Below are 18307 nucleotides of genomic sequence, written 5' to 3'. Positions count from 1 at the left end.
TTGGGGCGGGCAAAAGCGCCCCGTGACAAGGCTCAATCGGCAGTGATTTTTCGGGTTTCGATGACGGTCTTCCAGCGCGCGAATTCGCGCGCCTGGTAGGCGGTGAAGGCTTCGGGCGTGCTGGCCACGATCTCCAGGCCCTGGTCGAGCATGCGCTTCTTCACGGCGGGGTCGTTCATGGCGGCGATGGCTGCGTCCGAAAGCTTCTTCTTCACGGCGGCGGGCAGGCCCTTGGGCGCGGCCATGCCTTGCCACGAGTAGACCTCGGCACCGGCCACGCCAGCCTCGGCCAAGGTGGGCACGTCGGGCAGCACGGGGCTGCGCTTGTCGCCGGTGACGGCAATCGCGTGCAGCTTGCCCGCCCGGATGTGCTGCAGCACGGCGTTCACGTTCTGGAACGAGAACTCCACCTGCCCGCCCAGCAGGTCGTTGATGGCCGGTGCGCCGCCCTTGTAAGGGATGTGCAGGCCTTCGGTGCCGCTCTGCTGCCAAAAAACCTCGGCCGAGAGGTGGTCCGACGAGCCGTTGCCCGAGCTTGCAAAGCTCACCTTGCCAGGATTGGCCTTGAGCTGGGCAATCACCTCTTGCACGGTGCGCGCCTTCTGATTGGGGGCAGCCACCAGCACGTTGGGTGCCTGCACGGGCACGGTGATGTAGTCAAAGTCCTTGAGGGCGTCGTACGGCACGCTTTTGAGCAAGTGCGGCGCCACCACAAACGCACCGAGCGACGACACCAGCAGCGTGTAGCCGTCGGGTGCGGCGCGCTTCACCGCACCAGCCCCCAGCGTGCCCGTGGCACCGGGGCGGTTGTCCACCACGAAGTTCTGGCCCAGCTTGTCGCCCATGTGCTGCGCCATGGCGCGGGCCACCATGTCGGTGGAGCCCCCTGCCGGAAAAGGCACGACGACGGTGACTGGTTTTTCGGGCCAGGGGGTGGCGGCGGTCTGGGCCGATGCAGCCAGAGCGATGGTGCAGGTACTGGCAATCAGCAGCAGTTTCTTGAACATGGGGAGGTCTCCTGAACAGTTGTGAAAGGGCCTTCTACGAGGCCTTGGTTGGGGAAAGTGAACCGGTGTGTGCCCAGGTTGACGACGAGCTGGCACCAACGTGAACATCCGCTCAATAAAAGCAAGAGGTCATACAAGCAGCTATTCATTCAATCAATCAACCCGGATTCAAGCCTCAAACACCTATTAACAGGCGCATTCTGAATGCCTGGATGGGCAAATGTTAACGTTAACAGTTGCATCAAAGACCATGGAAAACCCTTAGTTATAGGACCACCAACCCATTGATGGGAAAAGCGCTTGTAAGCCCCGGAGCGTTTGGCCTGCAGTCTGCGTTACGCTAGGCATCCACCCGCCTAGCCAGCCCATGAGCATCCAAACACAGTTCTCTCTTCTCAGATTGCAGGGCGAGCCTCTGCCACAGGACCTTGCAGTCCTTCTCCATCACCAGGAAGAGCTGCAACGCCGCACCGGCGTCTGTATGGGCACAGCGGCCGACTGGGCCCCCTGGTTGGACACCAGCGACCTGAGCGAAGCCGAGCGGGCCGACCCCGAGATTGCTGCGAACCTTCGGGCCATCGCCGAGGTCTGCCGCCACATTGCTTTTGTGGTAGCCGATGATGAAGGCAATTACTTTGGCTACTGGCGCGGGCCGTCGTCAACACCCATTGCCGACAGTGTGGTGGTGCAACTGAGCAACGAAGCGCAGTTCTCGGTGTGCGGAACCGCGAACATCGCGGGTGCCATCCTGACCCAGTGTTGCTACGGCGGAACGTTCGACGAGACCCGCCAATGGTTTCTGCGCCTGGGTCTGACCGCCCTGCCCGCCTACCCCTATGACCTCGGCAATCCGCAGGTCACGCCCTCCCTGGCAGCCTTGCACGAGCAGCTTTTCAAGGCATATCTACCTGAGGCTGGGTAACTACACGCCCTACTTCGCTTTTCAGCGAAAAGGCGGAAACGGTAGCAGCGGTATCAGCGGACCGCGCTTCTTTGATCCTGTGGCCCTCAGCCAAAGCCATATGCACCCACTGTGCAAAAAAGAGGCTCGCAGGCCATCGCACCCGGGTGGGTGTGCACAGCATCGCAGCTTGCCGCTGTCCTGATGGTTGCGCTCGCGCGCGTGGATTTGCAGCTGGCGTAATGGACTGTAATCGCCTGCGCCCAACCCGCTCGATATTCTGAAGTGGTGCTGTTGAGGATGACCTGCATAACCCTCGAGAGACGGTGGTAGCGCGGATGGGGATGGGGCACAAGGCGTCTTTTTGCAGCCAATAGCCGCGCTATTGGCAAGAAAAGCAACGCAGTGGACTGCCCGAGACCGCGCTATCACAGACCGCAGGGAGTTGTGCAGGTCATCCTCAAGGGCCTCTTTTTCAAAGGCCCTGCAGTACACAAGAGTCAATGCAATTGCATTTGACTGCTGTCTCCGCATTACTTATTCACTTTCAAGGAAGCACCATGCCCAGCACTCTCTCTACCGGCTTTGGCCAGACAGGCATTTTGGCAAACAGCCCCAACAACTACGACACCCTGCATCCTGGCCAGTACCGCCTCACCAACGTGACGCTCGTTCCTGGCATCCCGGTATTCAGCACAGAGGAAATCTACAAGTTGAGCAACGGCGCTGGCACGCCCGATATTTCGGTCAAATTTCAGTCAATGATTGGACATGCTGCCGGGGCTATCGTTATCAACGTGTACGCCATCTAGCAGGACTGGTTCGGCGGGCGCCCCATAGGATGGACTGCTGGGCAGTTTCTGACCAACAGCGAGGCGCCCGTCCTGAGGAATCATCGCTTCGTGGATAGACTCGGCGGATGCCGCCCCCTCCCCCAAGCACCCTGCCAGAGACACCGGAACCTATTCGCAACCGACCGGTGGTGACGTTGCGTGAAGTGGCTGAGCAGGCGGGGGTGTCCATGATCACCGTCTCTCGCGCCATCAACACGCCCAGCCAGGTGTCCGAGCCCACACGCATTCGGGTACAGGCAGCCATCTCCAGCCTGGGCTATGTGCCCAACCTCATTGCGGGGGGCTTGCGCTCAGCACGCAGCCACCTGGTCACGGCCCTCGTGCCCACCACCACGGGGCAGCTGTTCGGCGAGATGGTCCAATCGCTCACCGACGCGCTGGAGTTGCGCGGCTACCAGGTGATGCTGGGCCAGGTGGGCTATGCACATTCGCGCGAAGACGAACTGCTGCGCGCCATCGTGGGCCGCAGGCCCGACGGCATTGTGCTCACTGGCATCATGCATTCGCCCGAAGGGCGGCGGCTGCTGCAGGCCTCTGGCATCCCTGTGGTGGAGACCTGGGACTTCACCCCCAACCCCATCGACATGCTGGTCGGGCTGTCGCACGAACAACTGGGCGCCGCCGTGTGCAAGCACCTGCACGCCAAGGGTCGGCGCCGGCTGGGGCTGCTCAGCGGCGACGATGAGCGCGCCGCGCGGCGGCGAAAAGGCTTTTATGCCGAAGCGGGCCGACTGGGCTTGCGCGAGCCCGCCTTGCAGTTGGAGAAATCACCCACCTCCCACACCGAAGGGCGTGCGGGTCTGGCGGCCTTGCTGGCCGCCCAGCCAGACATCGATGCCGTGTTCTGCAGCTCCGACATGCTGGCCTTGGGGGTCCTCACCGAGGCGCGGGCGCGCGCCATGGCGGTCCCCGACCAGTTGGCCGTCGTCGGTTTCGGAGACATCGAGTTCGCCCAGACCGTGATCCCCAGCCTCACGACCGTGCGCATCGACGGCACGCGCATGGGCCAGACGGCGGCAGGATTCATTGCCGACCGCGCGGAGGGAAAGACCGTGGCGGAGCCGGTGGTGGATATCGGCTTTTCGATCATGGAGCGCGAGAGCGCATAGCGGGTAGCCTGGCACCACCAGAGATCCAGGTCGGACGCACGGGCATATCTCTACAGGCCAATACCGTTCAATTTGTGGTGTATTGTATGAACACCATGCGCAGCAGCCCCTCGCCAGATCTCGAGCAATTCCTGGAACAACTCGCCCACGAAGCCCGCCCGGGCGACCGACTCCCCACCATCCGCGAATTGATGAAGCGCTTTGGCGCATCGCAAATGCTGGTTCAGCGGGCTTTCCAAGGCCTCAAGGAAAAGGGGCTGATTGATGCCCAGGTGGGTCGGGGCACCTACTTCCTGGGCGCAGGTTCGCAACCTGTGACGACGACTGAAACGAGTCCCTTACCGAGCAAAAGCCCGCATCCCAAAGCCCCTGCGGCAGTCACCTCCACTGTGAAATCGGTGCTGCTGCTGCGCCGCTCCATCAGCATTGCGCGCGGGCGCGTGCTGATCGAAAGTCTGCAGCACCGCCTTGCGGCCGACGGGCACCGGGTGCTGGAGCTGTCGTACAACGACCCGGACCATGCGCTCACGGTGCTCAAGGGCCTGCCGCGCTTCGATGCCTGCGTGGTGCAATCCACCTTCAAGGCCATTCCCATCGCCCTTCTGGCGGCTCTTCGCGACAAGTGCGACGTGCTGGCCGTGGACGGGGCTGCGCTGGTGGGTGCCGACGTCGAGGCCGTGGGCACCGAGTGGGGCGAGCCGCTGGCAGCCGCCATCGCCCTGCTGATGGAGCAAGGCCACCGGCGCATTGCCTACGCATGCACCTCGCACCCCTTTCTGGCCACCCAGCTCGGGCGTCGGCGCTTTAAGTATTTGCAAGCCACGCTGTCCGATGTGGTGCTGCAGGAAATCACGCTGGACATGCTGCCGCACGAGGACTACACCGCCCGACTGGTGGAACAGATCCAGGTCCGCGCGAAGGGCGCCGACAGCGCGAGCGCTTTGCCCTTTACAGCCCTGGTGGCCTGGGGCATCGAGGATGGCGCCCTCTTCCAGCGCCTGCTGGCCCACAGCGGGATTTCAGTGCCCGCGCAGCTGAGCGTGGTATTGCTCGGCCGCACGGACCTGGCCAGCGAACATGCGGACTTTTTCGAGGTGATCGGTTGCAGCGTGGCTGACCAGGTCGATGCCCTGCACCGCGCCATCACGGCGCGTTGGGCTGACGCAGGGACACCCTACGGCGTGCACCTGACGCCGGTCACGCACCGTGCGGGCACATCGGTAGCAGCCCCTGCGCGGTAGCTATGGCTCCACGCAGCCGGGTGCCACGCGCGCCACGGTGTCCACCACGAGCCGCGCCGATTCGCCGACATAGGCTTGTGCATCCAGCGCCTGCAGCAAGTCATCCGGCAAGGCACCGCCATTGAACGGCGGCTGTGCGCGGATCGCGTCGATGAAAGGCACGCCCTCAGACTGCGAGCGCTGCGCCGCCGCGTAGAGCAGGCGATGCGCCTCATGCCGGCCCATAAGGCGGGTGAGCCGCATCATCACAGCCTCAGAGGCGATCAACCCCCGCGTCATTGCGAGGTTGCGGGACATTGCCTGCGGGTTGACCGCCAGGCCTTGCGCCAGCCGCGCCAGCGTCTCGGCCACCGAGGTGGCGATGATGGCGATCTCGGGCAGCAGCGTATCGGCCACGTTGGTGGCCGATGAGTCACCCTCGTCCATGCGCACCATGGTCTCCAGCGCGGCCTGGGTGCGCGTACGCAGCATGCGCGCCAGACTGACCAGCAGCAGTGCCATGGAAGGGTTGCGCTTTTGCGCCATGGTGGAACTGCCCACCTTCCCGATGTGAAAGGCTTCCGCCACTTCACCGACCTCGGTGCGCTGCAGGAAGACCACGTCCTGCGCGATCTTCTGTGCCGTGCCCGCCAGGAGGCCCAGTGCGGCCAGATAGTCGCTGGCCCGGTCATAGGACGACCGCAGCGGCATGTCGGCCGACAGCAGGCCCAGTTGCTGCGCCATCAGCGCCTGCACTGCGGGCCCGAGCGGCCCGGTGGCAGCAAAGGTGCCGATGGCGCCCCCCATGCTGGCTGGAAACGAGGAGGCAAGCCGCTCGGCAAGGCGACGGCGGCCACGGTCCAGTTCATCGACCCAGCCCGCGAGCTTGAAGCCCAGGGTCATCGGTAACGCGTGCTGGCCATGCGTGCGACCTGCCATGGGCGTGGCCTGGTGCTCCAACGCCAGCGCGGCCAATGCTGCTATGGCGGCATCCAAGTGCCCTGCCAGCAGCCTGTGGGTTCGCACCATCTGCAGTGCGCTGGCCGTGTCGAAGATGTTCTGCGTGGTCGCGCCCCAGTGGATGAAGCCAGCCGCAGGCTCACCGCACAGCTCCTCGAACCGGTGGAGCACCGGCACCAGCGGGTGTTGTGCGAAAGCGATGGCCTTTGCCAATTGCGGCAGGTCGAACAGTTCTGCCCGAGCCTGGGCAGCGATCACCGGTGCCACTTCGGCAGGTATCACCCCCAGCCCGGCCTGGGCGTGGGCCAAGGCCGCCTCCACGTCCAGCCAGGCCTGCAGAGTGGCCGAATCGCTCCAGATGGCCTTGGCAGGTGCACTGAACCAGTGACCCGTGATGAAAGATTCGAACATACCGATCGCCATGTGTGCTCCATCCATACAACTACGGGTATATCCGTAGATTGTGTTGTATTGCGTTGTCCATCGAAGGCAAGCCGCATTCAAAAGCCAAGTGCCAGCGAATTAGCGACCACCCTTTGATTGCATTGTATTGCATTAACAGAATTCAATACATACAATTCACATGCAACCGCCAAACCACAATCCACGGAGACAAATCCATGACACGGCATTTCCTGGCAAGCACGGCTTGCCCAACCTCTTCAGCGCCCTACACCGCACTGCTGTGCGTCGCCTTGGCCAGCCTCGGGGCCTGCGGTACAGCGCAGGCCCAGTCCTCGCTGACCATCTATGGCATCGTCGACCAGGGCCTGGCCCGTGCCAATGGGGGCACAACCCCCGGCGCCCTGCTACCCGGGCGCGGCGTGGCGCCAAGGGTCTGGACCATGAAGGCCGGCAACACGTCGCGCCTGGGGTTCATGGGCCGCGAGGACATGGACGGCGGTCTCTACTCCCGCTTTCAGATCGAGCACCGCTTTGCCGCTGACACGGGCGCTCCAAGCAATCCCAGCATCTACTGGCTGGGCCGCTCGGTGGTGGCAGTAGGCAGCAAGCAGTGGGGCGAGGTGTATGCGGGGCGCGAATACTCGGCTGCCTACACAGTGGCTCTCAATGCAGACCCCACCTATTGGAGCTACGTGAGCCAGTTGGGCTCTGCCTACACCTATGCCAACTACACGCCAGTGGCGGCTCCCGCAGAAGCATCCAACATCCGTTGGGCAAACGCCGTAGGCTACAAATCACCCGTGATCTCTGGCGTGAGCATGGAGATTGCAGGCGCTTTTGGCGAAGGAGTGCGCAGCAACGCCACCTCGGGCAACCTGCAGTACAAGAACGGGCCCGTATGGGTGGGCGCTGCGTTCGATCGGCTTGACTCCAGCACCCACCTGGCTCTGGTGGCAGGCGGGTACGACTTCGGCGTGGTTCACACCAAGGCCAGCTACAGCCGCGCCAAAGGCGGGGTCAATGGCGATGCCACGGCCTACAGCGTGTCGGCCATGGTGCCGCTGAGTTTTGGTCGTACCTACCTCATGGTTGGGCACCTGAAACCCGCCACCCAACTCGATTCGCAGATGATCGGCGCTGGTCTTCAGTACGACCTGAGCAAACGCACATTGCTCTACACCAACCTCGGCACAGCCAAGCGCGACAGCCTCACACGCACCACAGCCATCGACTTTGGCGTGAAGCACACATTCTGAACAGGAGTCACCACATGCAACGCAGACAACTCCTCCGTCAGGCCGCCGCGATGACAGTTGTGAGCACGGGCACTCTTATCAACCACACCGCGCAGGCGCAGAGCGACAGCGGCAATACCAAACCCATCTCACTGATCGTGGGCTATTCCGCTGGCGGAAGCGCAGATCTTGTCGCGCGCATTGTTGCGACCGAGCTGGGCAAGCGGCTAGGCCGTACCGTCATCATCGAGAACGTGGCGGGCGCCAGCGGCATGCTGGCCGCACAGCGGGTGCTCAACGGCCCGGCCGATGGCAGTCTGATCTACATGGGAGGCACCGACACAGTGGTCGTGCCCATGGTCAACCCCAAGGTCAAGCTCGACTGGGAGAATGATTTCATTCCGGTGGGGCGCATGACCACCGTCCCGATGATCTTTGCCGTGCGCAAGGCGTCTCCCTACGCCAACCTGCAAGATCTTGTCGCCGCGCTGCGCAAGGGTGGCAAGGACAGCATCAACTTCGCCACGCCGGGCATCGGGACGATGCAGCACCTGTACGGCGCGCTGATCAACAAGCAGGCGAAGGTGTCCATGCTGCACGTACCCTACCGAGGTGGCACCCACATCACCAACGACCTGGTCGGCGGACAGGTGGACAGCGCCATGTTGGTGCTCTCCACGGCCATGCCATTTCTCAAGGACGGCAAGATCAGGGCGCTGTCGGTCTCCGACACCGCACGGGTGCAGCAGCTGCCTGACGTCAAGCGCATTGGAGAGGAGGAGGGGTTCTCCGGCATGGCACTGCCATTGTGGCAAGGCCTCTTCATGAAGGCGGGCACGCCCGCCGCGACTGTGAACGCCGCCGACAAGGCACTGCAGGAAGCGCTTTCGCAATCCGAGCTGCGGCAGAAGCTGCAGGAAGCAGGCATTACGGTCGCCCCCTTGAACGGTCCTGAATTCAAGACATTCATCAAACCGCAGGCGAAGCTGTACCGCGATATCGTGACGACATCCCAGATCACGATGGAGTGAAGTCGCGCGGCAAGCGTGGCAAAACCATGGGACGCAGCGCAGCCCCCAACGCTCTTTTTTGCTTTGGATACCGGATTGCGGAGTGTGTGGCCCTCTCCTGGTGGTTCAGGCCCCGCACTCCTCGCAGCGTGGGCAAGACAGACATCCCCCTCGGACGGGGGATGCCGCGCAGGTTGCGAATAGACAATGCCGCCCGGCCCGGTCAGCGCAAAAATTCAGGCCGCATAGATCAGCGCCGCCGCCCGAGCCTCCATCGCCAGTCCCTGCCCCACGGGCCCAAGGCGCTCGGCCGTCTTGGCTTTCACATTGACTTGCCCCTCAGCGATGCCCACGGCCCGTGCAATGGCGGCGCGCATGCCGGGAATGTGCGCAGCCAGTCGCGGAGCTTGCGCGATCACGGTGCTGTCGATGTTGCCGATCTCATAGCCCGCCGCACGCACGCGCCGCGCTGCTTCGGCCAGCAACACGCCGGAGTCGGCACCGCGAAAGGCAGCGTCGGTGTCGGGGAAATGGCTGCCAATGTCGCCCAGGGCAGCTGCGCCCAGCAGCGCATCGGTGATGGCGTGCAGCAGCACATCGGCGTCCGAGTGGCCCAGCAGCCCCGTGGGGTGGGCAATGTCCACGCCACCAATCACCAGCCGACGACCGGGCACCAGGGCGTGCACGTCCCAACCTTCACCAATCCTGAAATTCATCCGCTTGCCTTTGTTGTTGCGTGCCTTGCGGCGTTGTATTGCCTTGCGCCCCCGCCGCACTCATCCACGGCGCCGTGAGGCCGGGGTTAAAGCACTGAAGGAAACGGTTCTAGAACAGATTCTTTTTGCCCGGTGCGGTAGTCACCTGGCCACGGTCGCCCCCAAAACGCTCCAGCGTCGTGCCGTGCGCACGCGCAGCCAGTACAGCCGCCGCCAGCGCAAAATCGTCCGGATAGGTGACCTTGAAGTTCTGCGCCCCACCTGGCACCAGGCGCGGGTGCAGGCCCATGGCCTCCATGGCGCTGGCCTCGTCGGTCACGTTGGAACCCACCTTGTCGATGGCATCCATGAGGGGGCCGATGCGAAACATCTGCGGCGTCTGGGCCAGCCACTTGTCGCTGCGATCCACCGTGGAGGCCACACGCACGCCGCCGGGGCCGTCGATGGAGGTCTTGAGCGTGTCGGCCAGCTTGTGCGCCAGCAGGCCCCCGACACTGTCGCCAGCGCACTGGTCGATGAGGGAGTCGATCTGCTCGGACGTGACCAGGCAACGCGCGGCATCGTGCACCAGCACCCAGTCATCCGGCTGCGCGCCCCGTTCCAGCAGCGCCTTGAGGCCGCCCAGCACCGTATCGGCCCGCGTAGGGCCGCCACACTCCACCACAAAAAAGGTGGGGTGCGCATGCGTGTCCAAAAACCGGTCCCCGGGGGCCACCGCGACCAGGGTGCCCAGCAGCCGCCCTACACCGGCAAAGGCCGCGAGCGTGTGCAGCACCATCGGTTGGCCCGCCACCAGGTGGTACTGCTTGGGCAAAGAGGATGTGGGCGGGGGCGCCGCAACGTCCACAGCCGAAAACGCAGCCACTGTCGAGGTCGATGGCGCAGCATTGCCGGAGGCGGACGCGGGGGCTGCAGCGCCCGCCGCAACAGCCCGCAGGCCCATTCCGGCACAGGGCACCAGCGCCCAGAATCGCCCATGGGCAGACAAAGGGGCGAGCGGGGGTTGGAGCAAGGGAGCAATCATGAAGCGCTCATTCTAAAATCCTCCGTTGCCCTCCGATCCAGCCCGTGCGTGTTTCGCGCCCCTGGGGATGCGGTGGGCCCAGACGACACCGTCCGCATGGAACTGCCCAAACTCTCCCCCGGAAAACGTTTCACCCTGCCCCGCCCCGTGGGCAGCGCCGATTCCCTTCTACTGGCCCGTCTGGCCGAACGTGACAAGGCAGGGGGCCGCACCACCGCCATCGTCACGGCCGACGCCACCGATGCACAGCGGCTCATCGACGAGATGGCCTTTTTTGCGCCGGGCCTGCGCTGCGCGCTGTTCCCGGACTGGGAGACGCTGCCCTACGACACCTTCAGCCCGCACCAGGACCTGATCAGCGAGCGGCTGGCCACGCTGTGGCGCATCTCCCAGGGTGAAGCCGACGTGGTGCTGGTGCCTGCCACCACAGCGCTGTACCGCCTCGCGCCGCCCTCCTTCCTGGCGGGCTACACCTTCCACTTCAAGGTCAAGCAAAAGCTCGACGAAGCCAAGTTCAAAGCCCAGCTCACCCTGGCAGGCTACAGCCACGTGTCCCAGGTGGTCAGCCCTGGCGAATACGCGGTGCGCGGCGGGCTGATCGACCTGTTCCCCATGGGCTCGCTGGTGCCCTACCGCGTGGACCTGTTCGACAACGAGATTGACAGCATCCGCACGTTCGACCCCGACAGCCAGCGCAGCCTGTACCCCGTGCCCGAGGTGCGCCTGCTGCCCGGCCGCGAGTTCCCCATGGACGACGAGGCGCGCGCCAAATTCCGCAGCCGCTGGCGCGAGATGCTCGAGGGCGACCCGACCAAGAGCCGCATCTACAAGGACATGGGCGCGGGCGTGGCCACGGCCGGCATCGAGTACTACCTGCCGCTGTTCTTCGACGAAACGGCCACCGTGTTCGATTACCTGGGCGGCGAGGCCACGGTGGTGCTGCATGGCGACCTGGAGCCCGCGTTCCAGCGCTTCTGGCAGGACACGAAAGACCGTTTCCGCCTGGTGCAAGGCGACCCGGAGCGCCCAGTGCTGCCGCCCGAGGCGCTGTTCCTCTCAGCCGATCAGTTCTACACGCGCGCCAAGGAGCATGCCCAGCTGTCCATCCGCCCCGGGGTAGAGGACATTGCCGACAACCCCCACTTCCAGAAGCTCGGCGACCTCTCGGTGGTGCGCGGGGCAGAGGACCCACTGGCGCGCCTGCACGCCCACCTCCGCAACACCCAGCACCGGGTGCTGCTGCTGGCCGAGAGCGATGGGCGGCGCGAGAGCCTGCTCGACTTTCTGCGCGCCAGCGGCGTGAACCCTCCGGCCTTCGACTCGCTGGCCGAGTTCCAGGGCACAGCCGACGAAAAGGTGGGCATCGCCACCGCGGGCCTCACCGTGGGCTTCAGCTGGATCGAGGACGGCATCGACTTCGTCTCCGAGACCGAGCTGTTTGCCGCAGGCCCCACCACGCGCCGGCGCAAGAAACAGGAGCAAGTGAGCGATGTCGAGGCACTGATCAAGGACCTGGCCGAGCTGAACGTGGGCGACCCGGTGGTGCACAGCCAGCACGGCATCGGGCGCTACCGCGGCCTGGTCAACATGGACGTGGGCAACAAGAACCCCGACGGCACGCCCGCCATGCAGGAGTTCTTGCACCTCGAATACGCCGACAAGGCGGTGCTGTATGTGCCCGTGAGTCAGCTGCAGCTCATCAGCCGCTACACCGGCGTGAGCGCCGACGAGGCGCCGCTGCACAAGCTGGGCAGCGGCCAGTGGGAAAAGGCCAAGCGCAAGGCCGCCGAACAGGTGCGCGACAGCGCGGCCGAGCTGCTCAACATCTACGCCCGCCGCGCGCTACGCCAAGGCCATGCCTTCCGCTACAGCCCGCAAGACTACGAGACCTTTGCCAACGACTTCGGCTTTGAAGAAACGGCCGACCAGAACGCCGCCATCCACGCGGTCATCCAGGACATGATCAGCCCCCGCCCCATGGACCGCCTGGTCTGCGGCGATGTGGGCTTCGGCAAGACCGAGGTGGCGCTGCGCGCAGCCTTCGTGGCCGTCACGGGCGGCAAGCAGGTGGCCTTCCTGGCGCCCACCACGCTGCTGGCCGAGCAGCACTACCAGACGCTGGTGGACCGCTTTTCCAAGTGGCCGGTGAAGGTGGCCGAGGTCTCGCGCTTTCGCTCGGGCAAGGAGATCACCGCCGCCATCAAGGGCATCGGCGACGGCACGGTGGACATCGTGGTCGGCACGCACAAGCTATTGAGCGAATCCACCAAGTTCCACAACCTGGGCCTCTTGATCATCGACGAGGAGCACCGCTTTGGCGTGCGCCACAAGGAGCAGATGAAGGCCCTGCGCGCCGAGGTGGACGTGCTCACCCTCACTGCCACGCCCATCCCGCGCACGCTGGGCATGGCACTCGAAGGCCTGCGCGACCTGTCGGTCATCGCCACCGCGCCGCAGCGGCGCCTGGCGATCAAGACCTTTGTGCGCAACGAGGGCACGGGCGTGATCCGCGAGGCGGTGCTGCGCGAATTGAAGCGCGGCGGGCAGGTGTACTTCCTGCACAACGAGGTGGAGACCATCGAGAACCGCCGCCAGAAGCTCGAAGAGATACTGCCCGAGGCCCGCATCGCCGTGGCCCACGGCCAGATGCCCGAGCGCGAGCTCGAACGCGTGATGCGCGACTTCGTGGCCCAGCGCTACAACATCCTCCTGTGCTCGACCATCATCGAGACCGGGATCGACGTGCCCACCGCCAACACCATCATCATGAGCCGCGCCGACAAGTTCGGCCTGGCGCAGCTGCACCAGCTGCGCGGGCGCGTGGGCCGAAGCCACCACCAGGCGTACGCCTATCTCATGGTGCCCGACGTGGAAGGACTGACCAAGCAAGCGCAGCAGCGGCTCGAAGCCATCCAGCAGATGGAAGAACTGGGCAGCGGCTTCTACCTGGCCATGCACGACCTGGAGATTCGCGGCGCGGGCGAGGTGCTGGGCGAGAACCAGAGCGGCAACATGCTGGAGGTGGGCTTTCAGCTGTACAACGAGATGCTCAACGAAGCCGTCAAGGCGCTTAAGGCCGGCAAGGAGCCGGACCTGCTGTCGCCCCTGTCCGTCACCACCGACATCAACCTGCACGCCCCCGCCCTGCTGCCCGACGACTACTGCGGCGACGTGCACCTGCGCCTGTCGTTCTACAAGAAGCTGGCCACGGCCAAGAACCCCGACCAGATCGACGGCCTGCTCGAAGAGATCGTGGACCGATTCGGCAAGCTGCCGCCGCAGGCCCAGACCCTCATCGACGTGCACCGCCTGCGCGTGCTGAGCCAGCCCTACGGCGTGGTCAAGGTGGATGCGGCCCCTGGCGTCATCAACATCACCTTCAAGCCCCAGCCGCCCATCGACCCGATGCGCATCATCGAGCTGATCCAGAAAAACAAGCACATCAAGCTGGCGGGCAACGAGAAGCTGCGCATCGAGCGCGAGCTGAAAGAACCCAAGGACCGGGCACAGATGGTGCGGGACATCTTGCGCAGCCTGGGGCAGCCACTGGTGGTTGCTTGATTTTTAATGAAATTGGCCTCTAGCGCTTATCTGGAAAGCGCTAGTAGCTATTAATAGCATAGCGAACAGAACCATGTGGCTGGAAGCCGCCCTCGCCCTCGTCGCTCTGGTTACCGCTCTGGCGGCCCGTCCCTGGCGCATGCTGGCCAACCGCAAGCCTCTGGCACACGAGACGCAGGGCGCGCCGTCTGCGCTGTGGACGCCACTGCTCGCCACGCTGGTCTTCCTGCCCTGGCTGTGGGCCCTGCCCACACTGCACGCCATGCCGCTGCAGCTGCAATGGTCGGGCGCCTGCCTGGTGGTGCTGATGCTGGGCTGGCCGCTGGCGATCCCGGTGCTGATGGGCGTGGGCATCGTGGCCTGCCTGATCTCCCCAGCGATGGCCTGGGCCGATGCGCTGGGTGCCACGGTGTGGCTGGGCGTGGTGCCCGCCACGCTGGGGCTGGGCCTGGGTGCGCTGCTGCGGCGCTACACGGGCACCAAACCGTTTGTCTATGTGCTGGGCCGTGCGTTTCTGGGCACCGTGGTCTGTGTGTTTGCAGCGGGCGTCCTGTCGCAGTGGAGCGGCCACCTGCTGCCCGGCGTGGGCGATGAGCTGTCGCTGGTGGCGCGCTGGCTGATGGCCTGGGGCGATGGGTTTGTCACCGGCATGCTCGCGGCGATTTTTGTGGCCTTCAAGCCCGAGTGGCTGGCCACATGGTCGGACCGGCTGTACTTGCCCCGGCCGGACTGAGCCTCGGCTGCTGCAGCGATGGTTGACACAGCGCAAGGGGTATCCGCCTTTGCAGCGCGATAGTGGACATCACACCAACAAGGAGTGCCCCACCATGAAGCTGCTGAACGATCTTTTCTCTACCGACTACGGGCTGATGAGCATCATTGGCATCGGGTTCATGCTGTGCATGGCCGCGTTTTTCCTGCGCATGTTCCTGGTCAAGATGAACGAACCACCTACGCCCAACCCCGCCACCGCCGGGCGCACGGGCAACGGCAAGAGCCTGCCGCCTTCGCGCTGATCCGGCCCGCACGGTCTGAGCGCCGTAGCCCGGCACGGGGAAGCCGAGGAGGCGATGCGATTGCGGGCTGTAGCCCTTAAAAAACCGCTCCCACGTTCTGCCATGGTCCACGGCCCGTTGCCGCCAAACTCCAGCGCGCAGTGCATGCCGCCCTTTTCGACCCGGACACCCAAGCCAAGCTTGCCGCCAGCGGCACAAGCGTCTTAGCCCAGCGCCAGACTGTCCGCATCGAACGACGGTGGTCGCAAAAGGTCCTCGTCGATGCCCATCACTTTGCTGGCGCGCTCCAGGGCCTGCCACAGGGGCGCAGGCATCTGCAGTATTTCTTCGGGAGAGGCTGACTGCGCAATCCATGCGCTGATGTCAACGTGCTGCTCGGCGGTGAGCAAGTCCAGGTGCAGCATTTCGTCAATGGTCTTCATCGGTGGTCTATCGGTAGCGGGTCTTGCTGGCGAGGGCACCTGCTGGTGCTGGGAAGTGGAAGCCCAAGGCTACCTGACAACCATCAACATGCGGCCGAGAGCGCCAATATCAACCGGGGCACGCCGAGCCCCCGGCGCTCGGGAAACGCGACCATCCAGCCCTGATCATGGAAGAAACTGGCCAGAGCCGGGCTGGTCACCGTGGCGCTGAACCTGGTAGCTTCATTGCCGATGGTCGCGCAAAGCCGAAACGCTACTCCCCGCGCCCCCGCACCTGCGCCCTGAACCCCCAGTTGTTCTCCAACCCCACATTCACCGCCTTCCCGCCGTCCTCGAATTTCAGCGTGACCACGGTGACCTCGCCATCCGCCACCGAGCGCGAGATGAGCTGAAAGGTCTGCGCATCAAGCCAGTGGCCCTTGATGGCGATGACCGCATTGGGTCCCTGCTGCGCGGTGCGGTACTTGCCGTCCAGGCCCAGCGGGCCGGCAACCGGCTCGCGCGGCAAATCGGGACGGCTGCTGTCAAAGGTGACCTCATAGCGCGGGTTGGCAGGCGTGAGATCCAGCACCAGGCGCTGGATGCCCATGCCGTTGCGCTCCAGCAGCCAGGCCTTGCGCGAAACGGTGGCGGCCAGTTCGGGCGTGGTGGTGGGGATGGCGCTGGGCTTTTCCACCCCGGCGTCGCGGATACGGGCGGCCAGATGGTCCTGCCCGGCAGCGTCAGCAGGCAGGGGCTCGCGCGAGCGCACGGCGGCGGTGATGTGGTCGATGAACAGGGGCAGCGGGTAGTGGCGCCGGCCGGTCACGGCGACGACCACGTCGAGGTCGGGCAGCACCACGATGAGCTGGCGGTTGAAGCCGGCCGTGAAGTACGCGCGCTTGGACGGGATGCTCCACCAGCCGTTGGCGTACTTGAAGGCGGGCGCACCGTTGCTGGTGCCAAAGCCCATGTCCACCACGGAATTGAAGACCTGCTCCACCCAGGCGGCGGGCAGCAGCTGGCGGCCGTTCCACTGGCCCTTGCGCAGGTAGAGGTAGCCGATGCGCGCCATGTCGCGTGGGTGCAGGTACAGGCCCCAGCCGCCGACCTCCAGGCCCTGCGGGTCCTTGCGCCAGCGGACGTCGGTGATGCCCAGGGGGCCGAACAGGCGTTTTTGCGCATAGGCCAGGGTGCTGCCGCCGGTCTTGTGCGCCAGGATGGCCGAGAGCAGATGGGTGTTGCCACTGTTGTAGTTGAAGCCCGTGCCGGGCGCCTGGGCCATGGGCCGGTCGAGCACAAAGCCCTGCCAGTCGCGCGTGCGGGTCAGCTGCAGCATGGTCTCGGGCACGGCGTCGCTGAGCGGCTCGATCCAGTTCAGGCCCGAGGTCATGTCCAGCAGGTGGCCCACAGTCATGGCCTTCTTGGAGGCATCGGCGTCGGCGACCTTGCGGTCAGCAAAGAAGTCGAGCACGGGCGCATCGCGCGAGGCGATCAGCCCGTCCTGGATGGCCATGCCGGTGAGCGTGGCGACGACACCCTTGGTGGTGGAGTTGACGGCATGCTTGAGCCCCTCGCGGTACGGGGCATAGAAGGCCTCGGCCACCAGGCTGCCGTGTCGGGTGACGAGCAGGCTGTCCATGCCCTGCGCTGCGCCAAAGTCGACGAGCTTGGCCAGCGCTGCGGAGTCCATGCCCTGCGCCTCGGGCGTGCTTTCTGCCCAGTCGTCAGCAGGCCAGATAGCGGCGAGAGGGGCTTCGGCAGCCGATGCAGCGGGGGATGCGGCAGGTGATGCGGGGGCCGCTGCATCCTGCGCTCCCGCTGGGGTAAAAGGCACCGCCGCGCTGGCCAGCAGTACGGCCGTGGCCTGCCTGCGGTTGATCCATGTCGCGGAGACTTTCTCTCCCGCGTTGCCGTCTCTGTGCATGGCCATCGTCAGTACCCTCAGTGCATGTTGTGCAGAAATCATATGCGCCCATGGGCCCGTACTGCACATCGTCCGCATCCAAGGCAAACCCAAGAGCTGGAAGCAACCGCTCTCGGCCGCGAGCCGCGGAATTTATGCCCTGCGGGGCGATACGGTTTGGGGCTGTCGAGTACGCAGGCGCGGGCGATACCATTGCAGGTTGTGCTCCCCAAAAAATCGACTCCCACGTTCTGCCATGACCCACGCTACCGAATTCGCGCCCGGCCTTGTTGTCCAGGGCATTGAAGCCCCCCTGTCCCTGTCGAGCTACAAGCTCATCGCGTTTGACATGGACTCCACCCTCATCAACATCGAGTGCGTGGACGAAATCGCCGACGCCGCAGGCCGCAAGGCCGAGGTGGCCGCCATCACCGAAGCGGCCATGCAAGGCGTGATCACCGACTACAAGGAAAGCCTGCGCCAGCGCGTGGCCCTGCTCAAGGGCGTGACGGTGCAGCACATGGAACAGGTGTTCACCGAGCGCCTGCGCTTTAACCCAGGCGCCAAGGAGCTGATCACCGCCGCCAAGGCTGCAGGCCTGACGACGCTGCTGGTCTCTGGCGGTTTCACCTTTTTTGCCGACCGCGTGAAGGCCGGGCTGGGCATTGATTTCGCCCGCTCCAACATGCTCGAAGTGCAAGATGGCCAACTCACCGGCCGCATGGTGGACCAGGCCTGGGGCGATATCTGTGATGGCGCCGAAAAGCGCCGCACGTTGCTGGAAGTGGCTTCGCTCATGGGCATCTCGCCCCAGCAGGCGATTGCCGTGGGCGATGGCGCCAATGACCTGCCCATGATGGGCGCGGCGGGCCTGTCGGTGGCCTACCACGCCAAGCCCGCCGTGCGCGCGCAGGCCAAGGTGGCCATCAACCAGGGCGGGCTGGACCGGCTGCTGGAAGTGCTGCGCTGATTCGCGACACCA

General features: G+C 64.8%; 16 protein-coding genes. 10 read left to right on the top strand and 6 right to left on the bottom strand.

Annotated elements, in window-relative coordinates:
* Positions 1-32: 32 nt before the first annotated feature.
* Positions 33-1007, bottom strand: a complete 975-nt coding sequence (locus tag ACT89O_RS09915) for a Bug family tripartite tricarboxylate transporter substrate binding protein (RefSeq protein WP_121506869.1) — start codon at positions 1005-1007, stop codon at positions 33-35.
* 367 nt (positions 1008-1374) lie between these two features.
* Between ACT89O_RS09915 and ACT89O_RS09910 the strand changes: the two genes are divergently transcribed.
* The 4 genes from ACT89O_RS09910 (at position 1375) to ACT89O_RS09895 (ending at position 5112) form a co-directional block, all read left to right on the top strand.
* Positions 1375-1929 (top strand): hypothetical protein, encoded by a 555-nt coding sequence (locus tag ACT89O_RS09910; RefSeq protein WP_487262490.1) that lies wholly within the window; start codon positions 1375-1377, stop codon positions 1927-1929.
* Between the two features lie 539 nt (positions 1930-2468).
* The gene (locus ACT89O_RS09905) at positions 2469-2720 is read left to right on the top strand and encodes a hypothetical protein (RefSeq protein ID WP_487262489.1); all 252 of its coding nucleotides are present in this window, start codon (positions 2469-2471) and stop codon (positions 2718-2720) included.
* A gap of 107 nt (positions 2721-2827) precedes the next feature.
* On the top strand, positions 2828-3871 hold the full coding sequence (locus ACT89O_RS09900; RefSeq protein ID WP_487262488.1) for a LacI family DNA-binding transcriptional regulator: 1044 nt from the start codon (positions 2828-2830) through the stop codon (positions 3869-3871).
* Positions 3872-3957: 86 nt separating this feature from the next.
* Positions 3958-5112: a GntR family transcriptional regulator gene (locus ACT89O_RS09895; RefSeq protein ID WP_121506872.1), complete on the top strand. Its 1155-nt coding sequence runs from the start codon at positions 3958-3960 to the stop codon at positions 5110-5112.
* Here the strand turns inward: ACT89O_RS09895 and ACT89O_RS09890 are convergent, their stop codons facing one another.
* Entirely contained in the window at positions 5113-6462 is a 1350-nt protein-coding gene (locus tag ACT89O_RS09890; protein ID WP_487262487.1) for a class-II fumarase/aspartase family protein, read from the bottom strand.
* A 209-nt stretch (positions 6463-6671) separates the two neighbouring features.
* Between ACT89O_RS09890 and ACT89O_RS09885 the strand changes: the two genes are divergently transcribed.
* Positions 6672-7712 (top strand): porin, encoded by a 1041-nt coding sequence (locus ACT89O_RS09885; RefSeq protein WP_487262486.1) that lies wholly within the window; start codon positions 6672-6674, stop codon positions 7710-7712.
* Positions 7713-7726: 14 nt separating this feature from the next.
* Positions 7727-8722: a Bug family tripartite tricarboxylate transporter substrate binding protein gene (locus ACT89O_RS09880; protein ID WP_487262485.1), complete on the top strand. Its 996-nt coding sequence runs from the start codon at positions 7727-7729 to the stop codon at positions 8720-8722.
* A 215-nt stretch (positions 8723-8937) separates the two neighbouring features.
* Here the strand turns inward: ACT89O_RS09880 and ispF are convergent, their stop codons facing one another.
* Both ispF and ACT89O_RS09870 read right to left on the bottom strand, forming a co-directional pair.
* Positions 8938-9417, bottom strand: coding sequence for a 2-C-methyl-D-erythritol 2,4-cyclodiphosphate synthase (ispF, locus tag ACT89O_RS09875; RefSeq protein ID WP_218299458.1), 480 nt, complete (start codon positions 9415-9417; stop codon positions 8938-8940).
* A 109-nt stretch (positions 9418-9526) separates the two neighbouring features.
* Positions 9527-10441, bottom strand: coding sequence for an IspD/TarI family cytidylyltransferase (locus tag ACT89O_RS09870; RefSeq protein ID WP_487262484.1), 915 nt, complete (start codon positions 10439-10441; stop codon positions 9527-9529).
* Between the two features lie 96 nt (positions 10442-10537).
* Between ACT89O_RS09870 and mfd the strand changes: the two genes are divergently transcribed.
* The 3 genes from mfd to ACT89O_RS09855 all read left to right on the top strand — a co-directional run bounded on the left by mfd (position 10538) and on the right by ACT89O_RS09855 (position 15018).
* Positions 10538-14002, top strand: a complete 3465-nt coding sequence (gene mfd, locus ACT89O_RS09865) for a transcription-repair coupling factor (protein WP_487262483.1) — start codon at positions 10538-10540, stop codon at positions 14000-14002.
* A gap of 73 nt (positions 14003-14075) precedes the next feature.
* Entirely contained in the window at positions 14076-14735 is a 660-nt protein-coding gene (locus ACT89O_RS09860; RefSeq protein ID WP_228894658.1) for a hypothetical protein, read from the top strand.
* Between the two features lie 94 nt (positions 14736-14829).
* Positions 14830-15018 carry a DUF3149 domain-containing protein gene (locus ACT89O_RS09855; RefSeq protein ID WP_228894656.1) on the top strand — a complete coding sequence of 63 codons (189 nt, stop codon included), beginning with the start codon at positions 14830-14832 and terminating at the stop codon, positions 15016-15018.
* A gap of 203 nt (positions 15019-15221) precedes the next feature.
* Here the strand turns inward: ACT89O_RS09855 and ACT89O_RS09850 are convergent, their stop codons facing one another.
* Both ACT89O_RS09850 and ACT89O_RS09845 read right to left on the bottom strand, forming a co-directional pair.
* Complete coding sequence (locus tag ACT89O_RS09850; RefSeq protein WP_055400951.1) at positions 15222-15440, bottom strand: hypothetical protein; 219 nt, start codon at positions 15438-15440, stop codon at positions 15222-15224.
* 253 nt (positions 15441-15693) lie between these two features.
* Positions 15694-17352, bottom strand: coding sequence for a serine hydrolase domain-containing protein (locus ACT89O_RS09845; protein WP_487262482.1), 1659 nt, complete (start codon positions 17350-17352; stop codon positions 15694-15696).
* A gap of 229 nt (positions 17353-17581) precedes the next feature.
* Between ACT89O_RS09845 and serB the strand changes: the two genes are divergently transcribed.
* The gene (gene serB / locus ACT89O_RS09840) at positions 17582-18295 is read left to right on the top strand and encodes a phosphoserine phosphatase SerB (RefSeq protein ID WP_121419666.1); all 714 of its coding nucleotides are present in this window, start codon (positions 17582-17584) and stop codon (positions 18293-18295) included.
* The last annotated feature ends 12 nt before the right edge of the window (positions 18296-18307 follow it).

This window comes from Acidovorax sp. NN32 (assembly GCF_057597245.1).
The sequence above is the reverse complement of the archived record's forward strand: the minus strand, read 5'-3'. Positions and strand labels throughout refer to the sequence as shown.

Coding starts and splice junctions, on each gene's coding strand:
- ACT89O_RS09915 (WP_121506869.1), bottom strand. CDS start 1,007: ATGTTCAAGAAACTGCTGCTGATTGCCAGTACCTGCACCATCGCTCTG.
- ACT89O_RS09910 (WP_487262490.1), top strand. CDS start 1,375: ATGAGCATCCAAACACAGTTCTCTCTTCTCAGATTGCAGGGCGAGCCT.
- ACT89O_RS09905 (WP_487262489.1), top strand. CDS start 2,469: ATGCCCAGCACTCTCTCTACCGGCTTTGGCCAGACAGGCATTTTGGCA.
- ACT89O_RS09900 (WP_487262488.1), top strand. CDS start 2,828: ATGCCGCCCCCTCCCCCAAGCACCCTGCCAGAGACACCGGAACCTATT.
- ACT89O_RS09895 (WP_121506872.1), top strand. CDS start 3,958: ATGAACACCATGCGCAGCAGCCCCTCGCCAGATCTCGAGCAATTCCTG.
- ACT89O_RS09890 (WP_487262487.1), bottom strand. CDS start 6,462: ATGTTCGAATCTTTCATCACGGGTCACTGGTTCAGTGCACCTGCCAAG.
- ACT89O_RS09885 (WP_487262486.1), top strand. CDS start 6,672: ATGACACGGCATTTCCTGGCAAGCACGGCTTGCCCAACCTCTTCAGCG.
- ACT89O_RS09880 (WP_487262485.1), top strand. CDS start 7,727: ATGCAACGCAGACAACTCCTCCGTCAGGCCGCCGCGATGACAGTTGTG.
- ispF (WP_218299458.1), bottom strand. CDS start 9,417: ATGAATTTCAGGATTGGTGAAGGTTGGGACGTGCACGCCCTGGTGCCC.
- ACT89O_RS09870 (WP_487262484.1), bottom strand. CDS start 10,441: ATGATTGCTCCCTTGCTCCAACCCCCGCTCGCCCCTTTGTCTGCCCAT.
- mfd (WP_487262483.1), top strand. CDS start 10,538: ATGGAACTGCCCAAACTCTCCCCCGGAAAACGTTTCACCCTGCCCCGC.
- ACT89O_RS09860 (WP_228894658.1), top strand. CDS start 14,076: ATGTGGCTGGAAGCCGCCCTCGCCCTCGTCGCTCTGGTTACCGCTCTG.
- ACT89O_RS09855 (WP_228894656.1), top strand. CDS start 14,830: ATGAAGCTGCTGAACGATCTTTTCTCTACCGACTACGGGCTGATGAGC.
- ACT89O_RS09850 (WP_055400951.1), bottom strand. CDS start 15,440: ATGAAGACCATTGACGAAATGCTGCACCTGGACTTGCTCACCGCCGAG.
- ACT89O_RS09845 (WP_487262482.1), bottom strand. CDS start 17,352: ATGGCCATGCACAGAGACGGCAACGCGGGAGAGAAAGTCTCCGCGACA.
- serB (WP_121419666.1), top strand. CDS start 17,582: ATGACCCACGCTACCGAATTCGCGCCCGGCCTTGTTGTCCAGGGCATT.